The sequence below is a fragment of the Sphingomonas yunnanensis genome (assembly GCF_019898765.1).
Lineage (GTDB): Bacteria > Pseudomonadota > Alphaproteobacteria > Sphingomonadales > Sphingomonadaceae > Sphingomonas > Sphingomonas yunnanensis.
The window spans coordinates 945,337-962,885 of the sequence record NZ_JAIOKB010000001.1 but is presented as its reverse complement, the minus strand read 5'-3'; the positions used below and the strand labels follow the sequence as shown (position 1 = coordinate 962,885).

Below are 17,549 nucleotides of genomic sequence, written 5' to 3'. Positions count from 1 at the left end.
TTATGGCAGGGGGCTAGGTCATGCCGCTCGAGACGATCAAGCGTGAGCCGCGCGGGGCGGCGATGCTCTTCGTCATCGGCGTGCTGGTCGCGCTGATCGTGTACGCCGTGAAGTGGCGGATCGCGCCGGCGAGCGGGCCCGACAACGTGCTGGTCTTCGCTCTGGTCGGCGGCGCGATCGGCTGCGCCGCCGCGGTGGTGCGTGACTGTCGGGAGCGCGGGTGATGGGCGGCGATGGCCCCCGGCTGTACGGCACCGTCGACCCCGAGAACAACCAGATGCCGCCGGCGGGCGGGATGCGCGGCGACGGCAATGCCACGCCCGCGGGCACCGACGAGTCGCTGAGCCTTGAGATGACGTCGAGCGACGGGCGCAGGCTCACGCTAAATGAGCAGTCCGGCGTCAGCTTCGTCGAGGCGAGCCGCCGCGCGGGCGAACGCCGGGTCCCGGCGCCGGCCGCGGCGGTCGTCGGACCCGTCGCGTGCACGCTCCTGCTCGCGGGTTCGCTCGGCTTCCTGTTGGGCCGGCGCGCGGCACGACCGCGGGTCGTGGCGCCGCCCCCGCGCTCCCCGGCGCCGCCGGTACGCGACGCAGGGCCAGAGAGCATGGTCGATCGCGAGTCACGCGGCTGGGACAAGGTCGACGAGGGATCGGACGAATCCTTCCCCGCGAGCGATCCGCCGACCTACGCCACGCCGGGGCGCTGAACGCGGGCGCCCTTAGCGCGCGCCCAGCACCATCCGATCCTGCTCCAGCACGGCGGTAAGTGCCGCATAGCCGTCGACCTGGCGCCAACGCGTCTCGAGCGGCTCGTGGTGCGTCGCCGAGATCACCATCACGTCGGCGCCCGCCGCCTCGGCCGCGGCGATGCCGGCGGGGGCATCCTCCCAGACGAGACAGTCGCGGGCGTCGACCCCGAGCCGCTCGGCCGCCATCAGGAAGCAGTCCGGCGCCGGCTTGCCGCGCTCGACGTCGTCGGCGGTGACCATCACCTCGGGCGGGGTGACGCCCGCGGCGCGGAGCCGGACCTCGGCGAGCGAGCGCGGCGCGGAGGTGACGATCGCCCAGCGCTCCGGCGGCAGCGCCGCGGTGAAGGCGCCGGCGCCGGCGATCTCGACCACGTCGGCGACGTCGTCGATCTCGGCCTGGAGCAGCAGTTCGAACTCGCGCTGCGGGTCGACACCGGGCGGGGCGAAGCGGCGGATCGTCTCGATCGCCTTGACCCCGTGCATCACGCGCATCAGCTCGTCGACGTCGATGCGGTGGCGCCCGGCCCAGGCGGTCCAGGCGCGCACCGCCGAGGGGATCGAGTTGATCAGCGTTCCGTCCATGTCGAACAGGAAGGCGGCGTATCGGCGGGTCACGCGCGGTTCGCCGCGGAGAGCACGGCGCGGACGCTCGCGGTGGCGATGTCGCTGTCGATACCGACGCCCCAGACGATGCGTCCGTCGGGCGTGCGGCACTCGAGATAGGCGGCCGCCTGCGCGCCCGCGCCGTGGCCGATCGCGTGCTCGGCATAGTCGACCACGTCGAGCGTCGGCCCCGTGCTATCGGCCAGCGCGGCGATCACGCCCGAGATCAGGCCGTTGCCGCGGCCCGACAACGATCGCTCCTCGCCGTCGATGGCGATGCGGCCGACGAAGACGCGCTCGCCCGCCGCGCCGCGCTCGTCATAATCGCGCAGCACGAAGCGGTCGCCCGCGCCCGGCAGATAGGCGCGCTCGAAGGCGCCCCAGATGTCGGCGGCGTTGAGCTCACGGCTGGTCTCGTCCGCCAGCGCCTGGACGTGGCGGCTGAAGTCGGCCTGGAGCCGCTTGGGCAGCCGCAGCCCCTTGTCCTGCTCGATCACCCAGGCGACTCCGCCCTTGCCCGACTGCGAGTTGACGCGGATCACCGCCTCGTAGCTGCGGCCGAGGTCGGCCGGGTCGATCGGCAGATAGGGGACTTCCCACAGCCCGTCGTTGCGCGCCGACTGGGCCGCGAAGCCCTTCTTGATCGCGTCCTGGTGTGATCCCGAGAAAGCGGTGAAGACGAGGTCGCCGGCATAGGGTGTGCGCGGGTGGACCGGGATGTTGGTGGCATATTCCACCGTCTTCACGATCGCGTCGATGTCCGAGAGGTCGAGCGCGGGATCGACGCCCTGGGTGTACATGTTGAGCGCGACCGTCACGAGATCGCAGTTGCCGGTGCGCTCGCCGTTGCCGAGCAGGCAGCCCTCGACTCGGTCGGCGCCGGCCATGATGCCGAGCTCGGCCGCGGCGACGCCGGTGCCGCGGTCATTGTGCGTGTGGAGTGAGATCACCGCGGCGTCGCGCTGGCGCAGGTGGCGCGCGAACCACTCGATCTGGTCGGCGTAGACGTTGGGGGTCGCGCACTCGACCGTGGCGGGCAGGTTGAAGATGATCGGCGCCTCGGGCGTCGGCCGCAGCACCTCGGCGACCGCCTCGCAGACCTCCAGCGAGAAATCGAGCTCGGCGGTGGAGAAGGTCTCGGGCGAATATTCGAACTGCCAGCGCGTGTTCGGGCGCTTGGCGGCCTCGTCGCGGAGCACCTTGGCACCCTCGACGGCGATCCGTTTCACCTCGTCGCGCGACATGCCGAAGACGATCTTGCGCCACGCCGGGCTGACCGCGTTGTAGAGGTGGACGATCGCACTGTGCGCGCCCTCCAGGCTGGCGAAACTACGCTCGATCAGGTCGCGGCGCGACTGGGTGAGCACCTGGACCTGGACGTCCTCGGGCACGCGATCGTCGCGGATCAGCCCCGAGATGAAGTCGAACTCGGTCGCGCCGGCCGAGGGAAAGCCGACCTCGATCTCCTTGAGCCCGACCTTCACCAGCAGGTCGAAGAAGCGCGTCTTCTTCTCGGCGTCCATCGGATCGATCAGCGCCTGATTGCCGTCGCGCAGGTCGGTGGAGAGCCAGCGCGGCGCGCGCGCGATCGTCGCGGACGGCCAGCGCCGGTCGGGCAGGTCGACGGGAGGGAAGGGGCGGTATTTGGTCGCGGGGTCGCGCAGCATGGCGGTGGCTCTCTCGACAGGAGCGGAAGGGATATGGTCCAGCCCTTAGGCGCGGCGCGACGGGCGCGCGAGCGGTGACGCGCCTAAGGGCGCGTAAGTCGAAGCAGCAGGGCGAGGCCGCGGGCCATGGTCATCGCGGCCCTGAGTAGCGCGCGCTACCGCAGCTTGTCCAGCGCGCCGATGCGCGCGCGAGATCTTGAGTAAAACGAAACCTTTGTCGGCGAGAAAGGGATGGTACGAGGGAGTTCACCATGTTGCAGCTGGTCTATATCAGCACCGCGGTCGGGCAGATCGCCACCGCCACGATCCTGGCGGAGTCGCGCGCCAACAACACGCGTGACCGAATCACCGGACTTCTCTTCAGCGACGGCCGGCGCTTCCTCCAGGCACTGGAGGGCGAGCCGGCGATGGTGGAGCGCGCCTTCGCGCGGATCGGCGCGGATCCGCGCCACCGCGCGCTGGTGGTGCTGTCGCGACGCGAGGTGGCGCAACGCGAGTTCGGCGACTGGGCGATGGCCGAGCGCGTCCCCGGCTCTGACGGGGAGGCGTTCACGCGCCGAGTGGCCGCACTGGTGGCCAACGCCTCGCCCGTGGTGCGCGCGACCTTCGACAGTTTCGCGCGGCTGCAGCGCGCGGCGTGAGTTCATCCTCACTGGTCATGGCGTCATCCTGAGCTCGTCTCAGGATCCACCGTGCCGCATACTCAGCCGCCCGAGCGCTCGCGGAAAGGTAGATCCTGAAACAAGTTCAGGATGACGCCGATAGGAGGAGAGTAGGTCGCGCCCGCTTACGCGGTGAAGGCGGCGTTGACGTTGAGCTTCACCGTGTCCGACACGACCGGCGCGGCATAGCCCAGGCCGAAGTCGCTGCGCTTGATCGTGCCGGTGCCGACGAAGCCGAAGTTCGCCTTCTTGCTCATCGGATTGTCGCCCGCGCCCACGAAGGTGACGTCGAGCGTGACCGGCTTGGTGATGCCCTTGATCGTCAGCTCGCCGTTGACCACCGCCTTGTTGGCGCCGCGCGGCGTCACCGTCGTCGACACGAAGCGCGCCGTGGGATTGCTGGCCACGTCGAAGAAATCCTTCGACTTGAGGTGGTTGGCGAACTGTGGGGTGGTCACCGAGAGCTGGTCGACCGCGAACGTGACCTCGACCTTGGTGGCGGCGGGCTTCTTCGGATCGATCGTGATCGACCCGCCCGAAGCGCCGAACTGGCCCTGCAGCATCGAGAAGCCGAGGTGGTTGACCTCCCAGGTGACCTGCGTGTGCGCGGGATCGACCTGATAGGTGCCGGCGGCGACGCGCGCGGCGCTCGGCTGGCCGGGCTGACCCGGCGCGGTGGCGAGCTGCGCGGCGGCGGGCACGGCGAGCGCGGCGACCAGGCCGGCGGCGAGAAGATGACGCATGGTGGTTCCTCCTGTTGTTCGCCTCTTGCACCATAGTATCGCCCGGGCGGCTAGGGGCCGCGACGAAACGGAGGTTTTCGGCGCTTATTCGCCGCCCGGCGAGTCGCGCGGCGGCTCGCCGGGGCGCGGCTCGACGGTGATGTCGAAGCGGATGCGGACCCAGGCGCCGATCAGCGGCTGGCCGCCGCGCCGCGGCGGCCGCACCAGGAACTGCCACGCGGCGCGGCGCAGCCCGCGCGCGATGCCCGAGCCGGGTGACTCGCCCAGCTCGCGACAGTCCTCGACATGGTAGCGCGGCGCGGTGCGGCAGGCGACGATGCCCCAGCCGGCCTGGCCGCGCGGGAAGAAGGGCGACGTCTCGGCGCGGGTCGGCTCGCGATACCATTCGGCGGCGTAGAGCGGCTCGCCGCCCGGGCCGGCGCCGACCGTGGGCGTGTCGTCGCCCGCGCCGGCGCTGGCGCTCTGCTGCCCGTCCGCTCCCGCGTCGGGCGCTGGCGCGGTGCCCTTGATCTTGCCGATGTCGGAGGCGGCATAGTCGCTGCGGCTGAGGATCATCACGCCGGGGAGCTTGAGCTCGGCGAGGGGCGGCGGCGTCTCGGCGGTGCGCTCGACCGGACGCTCGCGCGCGGCCGGGGCGGTGCGCTGGCGGCCCGACTGGCGCGCGCGTTCGGTTCGCTTGGTGGCCGCGGTCTCGGCGCGCTGGCCCTGCGAGCTGACGTCGAAGGTGTTGAGCGGGCGGTGGTCGCCGAAGTCGCCGCGCACCACGCCGCCCATGCGCAGCAGCGCCAGCAGGAGCGCCGCGGCGATCGCGAGCGCGAGCAGCCAGGAGGCGACGCGGCTGCCGGTGTCGGCGCGCGTGCGATACGACGAGTCTCGGTACGTCGCCGTCCGCATCGCGCGCGCCTACAGGAGCGCGCGCGCGGCTTCAATCCGCCGCGCGCGCGCCGAGCGTCAGTTGCGCTCCTTGTCGACCAGCTTGTTGGCGCCGATCCACGGCATCATCGCCCGCAGCTCGCTGCCGACCTGCTCGATCTGGTGGCGCTTGGCGGCGATCCGGCTGGCCTTGAGCTCGGGCTGGCCGGCGCGGTTGTCGAGCACGAAGTCGCGCACGAAGCGACCCGACTGAATGTCGGCGAGCACCCGCTTCATCTCCTTCTTGGTCTCGTCGGTGATGATGCGCGGGCCGGTCTTGATGTCGCCGTACTCGGCGGTGTTCGAGATCGAGTAGCGCATGTTGGCGATGCCGCCCTCGTACATCAGGTCGACGATCAGCTTCAGTTCGTGGAGGCACTCGAAATAGGCCATCTCGGGGGCGTACCCGGCCTCGACCAACGTCTCGAACCCGGCCTGGACCAGCGCGGTCGCGCCGCCGCACAGCACCGCCTGCTCGCCGAACAGATCGGTCTCGCACTCCTCGCGGAAATTCGTCTCGATGATCCCCGAGCGGCCGCCGCCCACGCCCGAGGCATAAGCGAGCGCGACGTCATGCGCGTTGCCGCTGGCGTCCTGGTGGATCGCGATGAGGCAGGGGACGCCGCCGCCGCGGACATATTCGGAGCGGACGGTGTGGCCCGGGCCCTTGGGCGCGATCATGATCACGTCGATGTCGGCGGGCGGCTCGATCAGGCCGAAATGCACGTTGAGCCCGTGCGCGAAGGCGAGCGCGCTGCCGGGCTTCATGTTGCCCTTCAGGTCATTCTCCCAGATCGCGGCCTGATGCTCGTCCGGGGCGAGGATCATCAGCACGTCGGCCCAGGCGGCGGCCTCCGCGTTCGCCAGCACCTTGAAGCCGGCGTCCTCGGCCTTCTTCGCCGAGGCGCTGCCGGGGCGGAGCGCGATCGCGATCTCCTTCACGCCCGAGTCGCGCAGGTTCTGCGCGTGCGCGTGGCCCTGCGAGCCATAGCCGAGGATCGCGATCTTCTTGCCCGTGATCAGGTTCAGATCGGCGTCGCGATCGTAATAGACCTTCATGTCAAAGCCCCTTGTCATTCCCGCGTAGGCGGGGATCCAGACCCGCAGACGCTCATGGTGATGTATCCCCGACTTCGCAGGGACGACGAAAGATGTGTTGGTCGCTACGCCGCCTCGGCGCCGCGCGCGATCGCGACGATGCCGGTGCGCGCCACCTCGACCAAACCGACCTCGCCCATCAGTTCGACGAACTTGTCGATCTTCTCGATCGTGCCGGTGACCTCGAACACGAAGGAGGCGATGGTCGCGTCGACGACGCGCGCGCGATAGACCTCGGCGAGGCGCAGCGCCTCGATGCGATGGTCGCCGCTGCCCGCCACCTTCACCAGCGCCAGCTCGCGCTCGACGTGCGCGCCGCGCGCGGTGAGGTCGGTGACCTGGTGGACCGGCACCAGCCGCTCGAGCTGCGCGACGATCTGCTCGAGCGTCGCCGGGCTGGCGGTGGTGACGATGGTGATCCGGCTCACCGCCTTGTCGAGCGTGATCTCGCTGACGGTGAGGCTCTCGATATTGTAGCCGCGCGCGGTGAACAGGCCCGCGATCCGCGCGAGGATGCCGGGTTCGTTGTCGACGATCACCGCCAGCGTGTGCCGCTCGGCCTTTTCTTCTCGAATCTGCATGTCGTCATCTCACTCCCCTCCCAGGGCGGGAGGGGTCGGGGAAAGGTTAAGACGGAAGGCGGGGGCGGAGGCAAGCGCACGTGACGACGTCGCGCAGTCGCTGCCTGCCGTCCGCTCGTCCCCGTGCCGGGGAGGAGCTAAGGGTTCACACCAGCGCCTTGGCCTCGTCGTCCATCGTCCCCGAGACCTCGTTGGCCTGGAGGATCATGTCGGTGTGCGCCGCGCCCGACGGGATCATCGGGAAGCAGTTGGCCAGCTTGGCCACCATGCAGTCGACCATCACCGGCCCGTCGTACGCGAGCATGTCGGCGATGCCCTGCTCGAGCTGGTCGGGATGCTCGATGCGAATGCCCTTCCAGCCATAGGCCTCGGCCAGCTTGACGAAGTCGGGCAGCGAGTCGGAATAGCTTTCCGAGTAGCGGCTCTCATAGGTCAGCTCCTGCCACTGGCGCACCATCCCCATATATTCGTTGTTGAGGATGAAGACCTTGACCGGCAGTCGGTATTGCGAGGCGGTGGCGAGCTCCTGAATGTTCATCTGGATCGACGCCTCGCCGGCGATGTCGATCACCAACGCCTCGGGGTTGCCGAGCTGCGCGCCGATCGCGGCAGGCAGGCCGTAGCCCATCGTGCCGAGCCCGCCCGAGGTGAGCCACTTGTTGGGCGCCTCGAAGCCGAAATGCTGCGCCGCCCACATCTGGTGCTGGCCGACCTCGGTGGTGATGATCGGAGCGCGTTCGTGCGTCGCTTCCCACAGCGCGCGGACGGCGCGCTGCGGCATGATCTCGGTGCGGCTCTCCGGAAAGCTGAGCGACTTCTTGGCGCGCCACTCCTCGAGCCGCTGCCACCAGTCGGTGAGGTCGGGGCGCGGGTGCTCGCGCTCGCGCCACAGGCGCACCATGTCGGCGAGCGCGTGACCGGCGTCGGCGACAATGGCGAGGTCGATGCGCACCGTCTTGTTGATGCTCGACCGGTCGATGTCGATGTGGACCTTGCGGCTGTTGGGCGAGAAGGCGTCGAGCCGGCCGGTGACGCGATCGTCGAAGCGCGCGCCGACGTTCACCACCAGGTCGGCCTGGTTCATCGCCATATTGGCCTCGTAGGTGCCGTGCATGCCGAGCATCCCGAGCCATTGCGGCCCGGTTGCGGGATAGGCGCCGAGCCCCATCAGCGTCGAGGTCACCGGCGCGCCGGTGAGATGCGCCAGCTCGACCAGCAGCTCGGACGCGCGCGGGCCGGCGTTGATGACGCCGCCCCCGGTGTAGAACACCGGGCGCTCGGCGGCGGCGAGCATGTCGACCACCTGCTCGATCAGCGCCGGGTCGGCCTCCAGCGCGGGACGATATGTTTTGTGCTGGATCGGGCCGGGGGCGCCGTAGGCCGCGGTCGCGACCTGAACGTTCTTGGGGATGTCGACCACGACCGGGCCGGGGCGGCCCGAGGTGGCGATGTGGAACGCCTCGTGGATCACCGGGCCGAGCCGCGCCGGGTCCTTCACCAGGTAATTGTGCTTGGTACAGTGTCGCGTGATGCCGACCGTGTCCGCTTCCTGGAAGGCGTCGCTGCCGATCAGGTTGGTCGGCACCTGGCCGGTGATCACCACCATCGGGATCGAGTCGAGCAGCGCGTCGGTGATCCCGGTCACCGCATTGGTCGCGCCCGGGCCGGAGGTGACCAGCACCACGCCGGGCCTGCCGGTGGAGCGCGCATAGCCCTCGGCGGCATGCGTCGCGGCCTGCTCGTGGCGGACCAGGATGTGCTTGATCCGCTGCGAACGAAACAGCGCGTCGTAGATCGGCAGGACGGCGCCGCCCGGATAGCCGAACACGACCTCCACGCCGAGATCGCACAGCGCCTCGACCAGGATATCGGCTCCGCTCTTCTCGGTGGTCACGACACGTCTCCTCGCTTGAAGTCGGGGCGCGCTACGGCATCGAAAGTTGCCCGTCAACACGCTTTTGAGAAATAAAATTCCAAAGTGGCGACATCGCTGCGGCGCCAGTCGGCCGGCGGCTGATGCCGGAACCAAGTGTATTGACGCTTGGCGTAGCGCCTGGTTGCGCGCTGCGCGCGGGCAAGGGCGGCGTCCTGCGTGATCGCCCCGGCAAGATAGGCCGCGATCTCGGGCACGCCGATGGCGCGGCGCACCGGTGCGTCGTCGGGCACGTCGTCGCGGGCCAGCAGCGCGGCCACCTCGTCGATCGCTCCCCCGGCGAACATCGCCTCCAGCCGCGTGTCGCAGCGCGCCATCAACGTCTCTCGCTCGGGCAGCAGCACCAGCGCGCTGAGACCGACTGTCGCGCCGATGCCGCCGATCAACTCCCCCTGCCAATCGGTGAGCGGGCGACCGGTCGAGCGCACTACCTCGAGCGCGCGGGCCACCCGCGCGGTGTCGCCTGGCGCGAGCCGAGCGGCGGCGGCCGCATCCTCTCGGGCGAGCGCGGCGTGCGCGTCGGTCACCGGAAGCGAGCGCACCGCGGCGCGCACCGCTGGATCGATCTCGGGCACCGGTGCGATCCCGTCCAGCAGGGTGCGCAGGTAGAGGCCGGTTCCGCCTACGAGGACGGGCAACCGGCCCGCCGCGTGCGCCGCCGCGATCGCCGCGCGCGCGTCTTCGGCCCAGCGCGCGGCCGAGCAGGCTTCCGCGCCGTCGACGTAGCCGAACAGCCGGTGCGGCACGCGCGCCTCGTCCGCCTCGGACGGCCGGGCGGAGAGCAGCCGCAGATCGCGATAGACCTGGCTCGCGTCGGCGTTGATCACTACGCCGCCGGTCCGTTCGGCGAGCTCGATCGCGAGCGCGCTCTTGCCGCTCGCGGTCGGCCCTGCGATGAGCGCGACCCGCGGTTTCCGACAAGTCTCAGGGGAAGAGCCCATGTTCACGGCGACGCTGATAGCAGCCGGGCGGCTGACGCCCAACATCGTCGCCGCCGCACAGGAGCGGCTCGCCGCGGCGGGGTGCGCGCCGACGACGCTCGGCTGGATCGACGAGGGTGACGCCGCGGACCTGCACTTCGAGCTCGCGGCGGCCTCGGCGCGGGCGGCACTGGAAGGCACGTTCGAGGGCGTCGACGTGGTCGTCCAGCCGCGCGAGACTCGGCGCAAGATGCTGCTGGTGGCGGACATGGACTCGACCATGATCACGGTCGAGTGCATCGACGAGCTGGCCGACTATGCCGGGCTCAAGCCGCAGATCGCCGCCATCACCGAGTGCGCGATGCGCGGCGAGCTCGACTTCGAGGCGGCGCTCGACGCGCGGGTCGGGCTGCTGAAGGGTTTGGGCGGCAGCGTCATCCAGGCGTGCCTGGAGGAGCGCGTTCGGCTCATGCCGGGTGCGACCGCGCTGGTACGGACGATGCGCGGCTGGGGGGCGCGTGCGATCCTGGTGTCGGGCGGCTTCACGCGCTTCGCCGAGCCGGTGGCGAACGCGATCGGCTTCGACCGCGCGATCGCCAACGTGCTCGAGCTGGAGGACGGCGTGCTGACCGGCATGGTGGCGCGGCCGATCGTTGGCGCGGCGACCAAGCGGACGACCCTGCTCGAGGCGCGCGCCGCGCTCGGCTTGGCGGACGTCGCGACGCTGGCGGTGGGCGACGGCGCCAACGACCTGGCGATGATCGAGGTAGCGGGTCTGGGCGTCGCCTATCGCGCCAAGCCGATCGTGGCGGCGGCCGCGGCGGCGCGGATCGAGCACGGCGACCTGACCGCCTTGCTCTGGGCGCAGGGTGTGTCGAAGGCGGAGTGGGCGGCGTAGGGCGCTGTCATCCCGGCCCTGAGCCGGGGTCCGTCGAGCCGCGCACACCCAAGCCGTTGCTCCTGCGGCTCCATCGATCCCAGCTCAAGGCCGGGATGACGGGGGATCCCTCGTCATCAAGCGCGCCCGTGCTCCTGCGTGCGCAGGAGCCCAACCTACTACGCCGCGACCACCTCGCGCTTCGCCGCCATCGCCTCTTCCAGCTGCGCCTCCAGCTCGGCGGCGCGGTGGACCGCGGTATGCCCCGCCAGCACGCGCGCGCGCCCGGCGGCACCCATCGCCGCGAGATCGTCGCGCGCCAGCATCGCCTCGACGTGTTCGGGCGAGTCCGCCAGCACGATCTCGCGCCCCGGCGTCAGCAGCTCGTCGATCCCCTCCCAGCGGTCCGAGACGATCGGCGTGCCGCAGGCGGTGGCCTCGAAGAGACGGACCGAGGGCGACCAGCCGGCCGCGATCATGTCCGCGCGGGTCACGTTGAGCGTGGCGCGGCTCGCCGAGTAGAAATCGGGGTGGTCGGCGGGTGGCAGATGCTCGATCCGTTCGACGTTGGCGGGCCAGTCGATGTCGTCGGGATATTGGGGCCCCGCGACCACGAAGCGCAGCTCGGGGTGACGTCGCGCCGGCTCCAGCAGCAGCCGGTCGAGCGTCGGCTGACGGTCCGGGCTGTAGGTGCCGAGATAGGAGAGGTCCCACCGCGTCGCCGCGCCGGTCGGCCGGTAGCGCTCGGCGTCGACCGAGCAATAGAGCGCGCGCGCCGCCGGGCTGCCGTAGCGGCGCTCGATCAGCCGCAGCGTCGGGCCGCCGGTGAAGGAGCAATAGACGTCGTAGCCGGGGATCACCTCGGGTGAGACATAGTCGCACGTGCCGGCCTCGATCTTGGCGAGCGTCACGGGTGTATCGATGTCGTAGAAGGCGGTGACGCCGGTCGCCCAGCCCTGCACCAGCCGCGCGACCGCGATGCCGTCGGGCACGTAGGAGCCGACCATCACCGCGTCCGCCTCGGCGATCACGTCGCGCCAGTCGGCGAGCGCCTCGAGCGAGTCATACAGTTCGAGCCGGCAATAGTCGGGCGTGGGCTCGTCACGGTGCGACGCGTACCAGGGCATGTCGCGCTCGAGGAACAGGATATGGTGCCCGCGCGCGGCATAGGCCTGGAGCAGCGCGCGGAAGGTAGTGGCATGGCCGTTGCCCCAGGACGAGCTGAGCGACAGGCCGAGGACGACGAGCCTCACGCCGCCACCCGCTCGCGCGTGGCATGCGCCTGGAAGAGCGCGTCGACCTGGGCGCCGCGCAGGTCATAGGTGTGCTCGGCCAGCACGCGCTCGAGCGCGGCGGCGCCGATCGCGCGCGCACGCTCGGGGGTGAGGGCGGCGAGATGGTCGGCGACATCCTGCCCGTCGCGCGCCACCAGCACCTCGCGGTCGGGTTCGAGGAACAACTCGATTCCTTCCCAGGAGTCGGTGATCAGGCACGCCGCCGCACCGGCCGCCTCGAACACGCGCGTCGCGGGCGAGAAGCCGACGTTCGCCATCGAGTCCCGCGCGACGTTGAGCACCGCGCGCGGCGTGCAGTTGAAGGCGTTGTGCTCGGCGGTGAAGACATGGCCGCGATGGCGGACGTTGGCGGGCATGGCCTTGCTGTCCCAGCCATTGCCGCCGATCAGGAAGCTCTGGTCCGGCAGCGCCGCGGCGGCGCGCAGGAAGAACTCCTCCACGCGCGCCTCGCGGTCGGGCAGGCGGTTGCCGAGGAAGGCGAGGTCGCAGGCGAAGCGCGCGTCGGGCGCGACCGGATGGTGCGTCGAGGGATCGAGCGCGTTGTAGACCGGCACGCATTCGGCCGCGCCGAAGCCGCGATAGGCGTCGACCACGGGCGCGCCGCCGCCGTAGGTCAGCACCATGTCGATCGACGGCAGCGCGGCGCGCACCGGGTGATCGGCGTCGGCGCGCATCTCGTCGAGCGTCGCGGCGGCGTCGACGTCCCAGAAGATCTTGAGCGCGCCGGGCCGCGCCGCCGCGGTGACGCCCTCGAGCAGCTCGCGGTCGAACACGCCGACGCCGTTGGCCTTGACGACGATGTCGGCGCCCGCCGCCTCGGCGACCACGGCGCGCATCGCCTCGACCGTGGCCGGGTAGACCACCGACTTGGCGTAGGGCGGCGGGTCGATGTCGCGGTGCTGCTGGCGCTCGAAGGCGTCGGGCTCGTAGAAGGTGATGTCATAGCCGCGCTCGGCGAGCGCGCGCAGGATGCCGCGATAATAGGTGGCAGCGCCGTTCCAGTAGGACGACACCAGGCTGGAACCGTAGAAAGCGATCTTCACGCGGCGGTGCTCCGGGCAGCGGAAAGGGAAGGGGCGTCGAGCCGCGCCAGGATGGCGAGCAGCTCGTCGACGCGGTGCGCGCAGGTGTGGCCCGCGAGGATGGTCTCCAGCCCCGATCGCGCCAGTGCGGCGCGGAGGTCCGGATCGTCGCGCAGCGTAGCCAGCGTCCGCGTCATCGCCGCGCCGTCTTCGGCGAACAGGAAGTCCTCGCCGGGTCGGAACAGATGCTCGGCGTCGTCCCACGGCGCGGACACGAGCGGGATGCCGCAGCCGAGCGCCTCGAACACGCGGATCGTCGGGATGCCCGGCAGGATCGTGGTGTAATAGCGCCGCGGCACGTGCACCGTCGCCAGCGCGCGCGCGAAGATCGCCGGCGCGGCGGCGTTGGGCGCCCAGCCATGGTAGCGCGCACCGTAGCGCGCCAGCATCGCCTTGCCCTCGTCGGGGTAGCGCACGCCGTAGATGTCGAGCGGCACACCGGCGTCGCGTGCCGGGCCGAGCAGGAAATGCTCGATCTCGGCGGTGCGCTCGCCGTCGCCCCAGTTGCCGATCCACACCAGGCCGGACCGCTCGCCTTCCACCGGGAAGAAGCGGCGCGTGTCGGCGGCCTCGTGCCAGGTCCAGACGCGATCACCCCAGCCCCAGTCGCGATAGACGCGCGACAGCGCCTCGCCGAAGGCGAGTACCCCGTCATAGCCGGAGAGGTCGTAGGCGCGCATCTCCTCGGGCGCACTGACCGCGCGGTGGTGAGTGTCGTGGAACAGCAGGGTGAACCGCGCGCCGGCCTTGCGCAGCGCGCCGAGCGCGGCGACCAGGGCATGGTCGTTCCACTCGTGGACGATCACGACGTCCGCGTCGTCGACCAGCGCGGCGGGATCGACCTCGGCGGCGTAGCGCGACGACGATAGCTCCGGATAGGCGGTGCGGTAGGCCGCCAGCGCCTCCTCGCCATGGTCGCCGACCAGGTTGGCGCGGCTCCAGCTGTCGGCGGGCTCGTGGACCTGAACGTCGTGCCCGCGCGCGATCAGCTCCGACAGCACGCCGCGCAGGAAGTGCGCGTTGCCGTGGTTCCAGCAGGAGTCGAGGCTGTGCGTGAGGTAGACGATCCTCATGCCGCGACCTTGCTACCGCCGCCGAGCAGCCGGGCGTACAGCGTCGCCATGGCATGACGGTTGCGCTCGGGCGTGTAGGTCAGCGCCCGGCGCCGCGCGAGCGTGCCGCGCGCCATCCGCAGCGAAACGTCGCCGGCCAGCTCCTCGATCGCCGCGGCGAAGCCCACTGAGTCGTGCGCGGGTACGAAGGTGGCGACGCCCTCCCACAGCTCGCGGAAGGTCGGAATGTCGGAGAGCACCAACGGGCAGCCCGCGAGCGCGGCCTCGAGCACCGCCAGCCCGAACGGCTCGTACACCGCGGCGGAGGCGAACACGGGGCGCGCCGAGAGGCAGCCTGCGATCACTTCGTCACCGACATGGCCGAGCAGGTGGAGGTGCTCGAGGCGGACCTGCTCGCCATCGGGACCGGCGGTCGCCCCCGCGGCCTTGAACGGGATGCCGAGCCGCGCCGCGGCGCGGTCGAGCGTGGCGGCGTTCTTGCCGCGGTCCCACAGCCGGCCGGCGGTGAAGGCGAAGTCGTGCATCGGGCCGCTCGCGGGCGGCAGCGAGCGCCCATTGTGGATCGCGAGCGGGATCGGCGCCTTGGGATAGAGGCGGAAGACGGTGGCGGCGAGCGCGGTGCTCGGCGCCACCACGGCACCGGCACGGGCCAGCCCGCGCGCGACCAGGTCGGTCTGCCAGCGCAGGCCCGGCGGCAGCGGGCCATCGCCGGCCGCCTCCCACCAGCTCGCGACGCAGCTGTGCACCACCGCGACCACCGGCATGGCGAAGTTCGCCACACCCAGCGCCGGCTGGTTGAGCTGAACGAGATCGGCGCCGCGGTCGCGCGCCAGCCGCGCCACCGCGTCGGCGGCGGCGATCACCTCGCGCGCGTCGGCGGCGAGCCAGTCGAGCGGCAGGCCGGTGTCGAGCAAGGTGACGCCTGCCTGATCGGCCTCGAGCCGTTGCGCGCGCGACGCGGCCGGTCCGAGCGACGCCAGGTCGACCGCCCAGCCGTCGCGCACCAGCCCGCGCGCCAGCTCGATCGCATATTGCCACACGCCGCCGACCGCGTCCGCGGTCATCAGCAACCGTCTCGTCACGCGGCGACCTCGATCCTCGGCGTCTCGGCATGCTCGGCACGCAGCCACTCCGCCAGCGCGGCGACGCCGTCGCGCCAGTCACGCCGTTCGGGCAGGCCGAGTGCGGTGATCGCGTCGCGCGCGTCGGCGACGAAATAGCGCTGGTCACCCGCGCGCCAATCCGAGAGGCGGAGGTCGACCGGGCGGCCGATCAGCGCGGCGATATGGTCGAGCAGCCGGCGCAGGCTGACCGCATTGCCGGGGCCGCCGCCGAGGTTGAAGGCGCGACCCGCGACCTGGTCGATGCGCTGCCACGCCGCGACATAGGCTTCCACCGCGTCGCGCACGTCGAGGATGTCGCGCACCTGATGGCCGTCGCCGTACAGCGTGATCGGCAGGCCCTTGAGCGCGCGGATCAGGAAGTGCGCGACCCAGCCCTGGTCCTCGGTGCCCATCTGGCGCTGGCCGTAGATGCAGCTCATCCGGAACACGCAGGTCTTCAGCCCGAAGCTGCGCGCGTAGTCGAGCACATATTGGTCGGCGGCGCCCTTCGACACGCCGTAGGGCGTGTGGAAGTCGAGCGCGCGCGCCTCGCCGATGCCGTGCGCGCGCACCTCCGCGTCGGTCGGCACATAGGCCTGATCCTCGAGCGCGAAGTCGAGATCGGCGAGGTCGCCGTACACCTTGTTGGTCGAGGCGAAGATCAGCGGCACGTGCGGCGCGCGCGTGCGCAGCGCCTCGAGCAGCTGGAAGGTGGCGGTGATGTTGGTCGAGAAATCGTCCGCCGGGTCGTCGAGGCTGGTGGTCACCGCCACCTGCGCCGCGAGATGGAAGACGGCGCGCGACCGCGCCACCTCGTCGGCGAGGCGCGCGGCGTCGCGCACGTCGGCGTGGACGAAGCGAACGCGCTGCCCGTGGCGCTGCTGCAGCCAGGCCAAGTTGCGCTCGACGCCCGCGCGCGCGAGCGCGTCGTAGGCGGTGACCTCATGCCCCTCGGCGGCGAGCCGGTCGACGAGGTTGGACCCGATGAAGCCGGCCCCGCCGGTGACGAGGATCGGCGCCGTCATGCCACCAGCCCGCGCTTCTCGAGCTCGGCGCGCATCGTCGCGACCTTGTCGACCGCGGTCTGCTGCGCGACCCACTCCGCCAGCTCGGCGAGGCCCTGGGTGAAGTCCTGCGTCGCGGCGAAGCCGAGCTTGTCCCGCGCCAGCGCGGTATCGCAGAAGCAATGTCGGATGTCGCCGATGCGGGCCTTGCCGACGATCTCGGGGGTGAGGTCGTTCTTGCCCATCGCGCGCGCCAGCTCGGTGGCGACCTCGGTGACCGAACGGTCGTGGCCCGAGCCGATGTTGAACGTGCCGCCCACCGCCTGCGGCAGCACCAAAGCGTCGGCGAAGGCGCGCGCCACGTCCGAGACATGGACGAAGTCGCGGCGCTGCTCGCCGTCCTCGAAGATCATCGGCTTCTGGCCATTGAGCAGGCGCGAGGCGAAGATCGCGAGCACGCCGGTATAAGGATTGGAGAGCGCCTGTCCGGGGCCGTAGACGTTGAACAGGCGGAGGCAGACGCCCTCGATGCCGTAGGGCGCCGCCATGATGTGCGTGGTGCGCTCCTGAACGTACTTGTTGAGCGCGTAGATCGAGGCGAGGTTGGGCTGCTTCCACTCCGGGGTGGCGACGGGGGCGAGCGGCCGACCCTGCGCGTCGACCGGCTCCCAGTTGCTGAGCCCGTCGCGCAGCCCCTTGCGCTCCGCGTCCTGGACCAGCGCGCCGTCGGCGTCGCGGTACAGCCCCTCGCCGTAGATCGACATCGACGAGGCGGTGACGACGCGGCGCACCGGCTTGTCGATCAGCTTCTCGAACAGCACCGCGGTGCCGACGTCGTTGGTCGAGGTGTAGCGCTCGACCTCGTACATCGACTGGCCGACGCCCACCTCGGCGGCCAGGTGGATGACGCTGTCGACGCCGTCGAGCGCCTTGGTCACGACGTCGCCGTTGCGCACGTCGCCGCGGATCAGCTCGACCTCGTCGTTGAGGAGCGGGGGGCGCTCGACATCGCCGTGGACCTGCTCGATCAGGCTGTCGAGCACGCGCACCTTGTTGCCTCGCGCGAGCAGCTCATCGGCGACGAAGCGACCGATGAACCCGGCGCCGCCGGTGATGAGAACCGTCTCCATTCCACCCTCCCACTCGCTCGACCGTTCGGGCCGCCACGGGGCCGACTGATCGAGATCAACGACAAGCGACCACGTTGCCGCTTGGTTACAGGAAGAGGAACATCTTCTACTTAGCTAA

At 70.9% G+C, this 17,549-nt stretch carries 18 protein-coding genes; 4 read left to right on the top strand and 14 right to left on the bottom strand.

Going from position 1 to position 17,549, the window contains the following annotated elements:
• Positions 1–20: 20 nt before the first annotated feature.
• Positions 21–224 carry a hypothetical protein gene (locus tag K7957_RS04665; protein WP_223010760.1) on the top strand — a complete coding sequence of 68 codons (204 nt, stop codon included), beginning with the start codon at positions 21–23 and terminating at the stop codon, positions 222–224.
• Between the two features lie 293 nt (positions 225–517).
• Positions 518–706, top strand: coding sequence for a hypothetical protein (locus tag K7957_RS20640; protein ID WP_425517168.1), 189 nt, complete (start codon positions 518–520; stop codon positions 704–706).
• A 12-nt stretch (positions 707–718) separates the two neighbouring features.
• On the opposite strand, the gene K7957_RS04655 is transcribed toward K7957_RS20640, so the two are convergent.
• Together K7957_RS04655 and leuA are read right to left on the bottom strand one after the other, a co-directional pair.
• Entirely contained in the window at positions 719–1,363 is a 645-nt protein-coding gene (locus K7957_RS04655) for an HAD-IA family hydrolase (RefSeq protein ID WP_343228298.1), read from the bottom strand.
• Positions 1,360–3,018 (bottom strand): 2-isopropylmalate synthase, encoded by a 1,659-nt coding sequence (gene leuA, locus K7957_RS04650; protein ID WP_223010759.1) that lies wholly within the window; start codon positions 3,016–3,018, stop codon positions 1,360–1,362. The genes K7957_RS04655 and leuA overlap by 4 nt, the downstream gene beginning before the upstream one ends.
• A 251-nt stretch (positions 3,019–3,269) precedes the next feature.
• Between leuA and K7957_RS04645 the strand changes: the two genes are divergently transcribed.
• Positions 3,270–3,659: a BLUF domain-containing protein gene (locus K7957_RS04645; RefSeq protein ID WP_223010758.1), complete on the top strand. Its 390-nt coding sequence runs from the start codon at positions 3,270–3,272 to the stop codon at positions 3,657–3,659.
• A 146-nt stretch (positions 3,660–3,805) separates the two neighbouring features.
• Here K7957_RS04645 and K7957_RS04640 read toward each other — a convergent pair whose 3' ends face one another.
• The 6 genes from K7957_RS04640 to miaA form a co-directional block, all read right to left on the bottom strand.
• On the bottom strand, positions 3,806–4,423 hold the full coding sequence (locus K7957_RS04640) for a YceI family protein (RefSeq protein WP_223010757.1): 618 nt from the start codon (positions 4,421–4,423) through the stop codon (positions 3,806–3,808).
• Positions 4,424–4,507: 84 nt separating this feature from the next.
• Entirely contained in the window at positions 4,508–5,317 is an 810-nt protein-coding gene (locus K7957_RS04635; RefSeq protein ID WP_223010756.1) for a hypothetical protein, read from the bottom strand.
• A gap of 57 nt (positions 5,318–5,374) precedes the next feature.
• The gene (ilvC, locus tag K7957_RS04630) at positions 5,375–6,394 is read right to left on the bottom strand and encodes a ketol-acid reductoisomerase (RefSeq protein ID WP_223010755.1); all 1,020 of its coding nucleotides are present in this window, start codon (positions 6,392–6,394) and stop codon (positions 5,375–5,377) included.
• A 104-nt stretch (positions 6,395–6,498) separates the two neighbouring features.
• Entirely contained in the window at positions 6,499–7,014 is a 516-nt protein-coding gene (gene ilvN / locus K7957_RS04625) for an acetolactate synthase small subunit (protein ID WP_223010754.1), read from the bottom strand.
• Between the two features lie 145 nt (positions 7,015–7,159).
• Positions 7,160–8,908, bottom strand: a complete 1,749-nt coding sequence (locus tag K7957_RS04620) for an acetolactate synthase 3 large subunit (protein ID WP_223010753.1) — start codon at positions 8,906–8,908, stop codon at positions 7,160–7,162.
• A gap of 53 nt (positions 8,909–8,961) precedes the next feature.
• Positions 8,962–9,888 carry a tRNA (adenosine(37)-N6)-dimethylallyltransferase MiaA gene (miaA, locus tag K7957_RS04615; RefSeq protein WP_223011123.1) on the bottom strand — a complete coding sequence of 309 codons (927 nt, stop codon included), beginning with the start codon at positions 9,886–9,888 and terminating at the stop codon, positions 8,962–8,964.
• Between miaA and serB the strand changes: the two genes are divergently transcribed.
• A complete protein-coding gene (serB, locus tag K7957_RS04610; protein ID WP_223010752.1) occupies positions 9,887–10,765 on the top strand; it encodes a phosphoserine phosphatase SerB in 879 nt (292 codons plus the stop codon). The genes miaA and serB overlap by 2 nt on opposite strands.
• Before the next feature lie 158 nt (positions 10,766–10,923).
• Here the strand turns inward: serB and K7957_RS04605 are convergent, their stop codons facing one another.
• The 6 genes from K7957_RS04605 to K7957_RS04580 are packed head-to-tail and all read right to left on the bottom strand — an operon-like array spanning position 10,924 to position 17,431.
• The gene (locus K7957_RS04605; RefSeq protein ID WP_223010751.1) at positions 10,924–11,997 is read right to left on the bottom strand and encodes a CgeB family protein; all 1,074 of its coding nucleotides are present in this window, start codon (positions 11,995–11,997) and stop codon (positions 10,924–10,926) included.
• Entirely contained in the window at positions 11,994–13,082 is a 1,089-nt protein-coding gene (locus K7957_RS04600) for a CgeB family protein (RefSeq protein ID WP_223010750.1), read from the bottom strand. The genes K7957_RS04605 and K7957_RS04600 overlap by 4 nt, the downstream gene beginning before the upstream one ends.
• Positions 13,079–14,194 carry a CgeB family protein gene (locus K7957_RS04595; protein WP_223010749.1) on the bottom strand — a complete coding sequence of 372 codons (1,116 nt, stop codon included), beginning with the start codon at positions 14,192–14,194 and terminating at the stop codon, positions 13,079–13,081. Before K7957_RS04595 ends, K7957_RS04600 begins: the two co-directional genes overlap by 4 nt.
• Entirely contained in the window at positions 14,191–15,258 is a 1,068-nt protein-coding gene (locus tag K7957_RS04590) for a glycosyltransferase family 4 protein (protein WP_223010748.1), read from the bottom strand. The genes K7957_RS04595 and K7957_RS04590 overlap by 4 nt, the downstream gene beginning before the upstream one ends.
• A gap of 14 nt (positions 15,259–15,272) precedes the next feature.
• Entirely contained in the window at positions 15,273–16,322 is a 1,050-nt protein-coding gene (locus K7957_RS04585; protein ID WP_223010747.1) for an SDR family NAD(P)-dependent oxidoreductase, read from the bottom strand.
• On the bottom strand, positions 16,319–17,431 hold the full coding sequence (locus K7957_RS04580) for an NAD-dependent epimerase/dehydratase family protein (RefSeq protein WP_223010746.1): 1,113 nt from the start codon (positions 17,429–17,431) through the stop codon (positions 16,319–16,321). The genes K7957_RS04585 and K7957_RS04580 overlap by 4 nt, the downstream gene beginning before the upstream one ends.
• Positions 17,432–17,549 lie beyond the last annotated feature (118 nt).

Bases quoted from the DNA above. Each gene is read 5' to 3' on its own strand.
- miaA (WP_223011123.1), bottom strand. From the start codon at position 9,888: ATGGGCTCTTCCCCTGAGACTTGTCGGAAACCGCGGGTCGCGCTCATC.
- K7957_RS04590 (WP_223010748.1), bottom strand. From the start codon at position 15,258: ATGACCGCGGACGCGGTCGGCGGCGTGTGGCAATATGCGATCGAGCTG.
- K7957_RS04665 (WP_223010760.1), top strand. From the start codon at position 21: ATGCCGCTCGAGACGATCAAGCGTGAGCCGCGCGGGGCGGCGATGCTC.
- K7957_RS04580 (WP_223010746.1), bottom strand. From the start codon at position 17,431: ATGGAGACGGTTCTCATCACCGGCGGCGCCGGGTTCATCGGTCGCTTC.
- K7957_RS04585 (WP_223010747.1), bottom strand. From the start codon at position 16,322: ATGACGGCGCCGATCCTCGTCACCGGCGGGGCCGGCTTCATCGGGTCC.
- K7957_RS04595 (WP_223010749.1), bottom strand. From the start codon at position 14,194: ATGAGGATCGTCTACCTCACGCACAGCCTCGACTCCTGCTGGAACCAC.
- leuA (WP_223010759.1), bottom strand. From the start codon at position 3,018: ATGCTGCGCGACCCCGCGACCAAATACCGCCCCTTCCCTCCCGTCGAC.
- K7957_RS04635 (WP_223010756.1), bottom strand. From the start codon at position 5,317: ATGCGGACGGCGACGTACCGAGACTCGTCGTATCGCACGCGCGCCGAC.
- K7957_RS04645 (WP_223010758.1), top strand. From the start codon at position 3,270: ATGTTGCAGCTGGTCTATATCAGCACCGCGGTCGGGCAGATCGCCACC.
- serB (WP_223010752.1), top strand. From the start codon at position 9,887: ATGTTCACGGCGACGCTGATAGCAGCCGGGCGGCTGACGCCCAACATC.
- ilvC (WP_223010755.1), bottom strand. From the start codon at position 6,394: ATGAAGGTCTATTACGATCGCGACGCCGATCTGAACCTGATCACGGGC.
- ilvN (WP_223010754.1), bottom strand. From the start codon at position 7,014: ATGCAGATTCGAGAAGAAAAGGCCGAGCGGCACACGCTGGCGGTGATC.
- K7957_RS04640 (WP_223010757.1), bottom strand. From the start codon at position 4,423: ATGCGTCATCTTCTCGCCGCCGGCCTGGTCGCCGCGCTCGCCGTGCCC.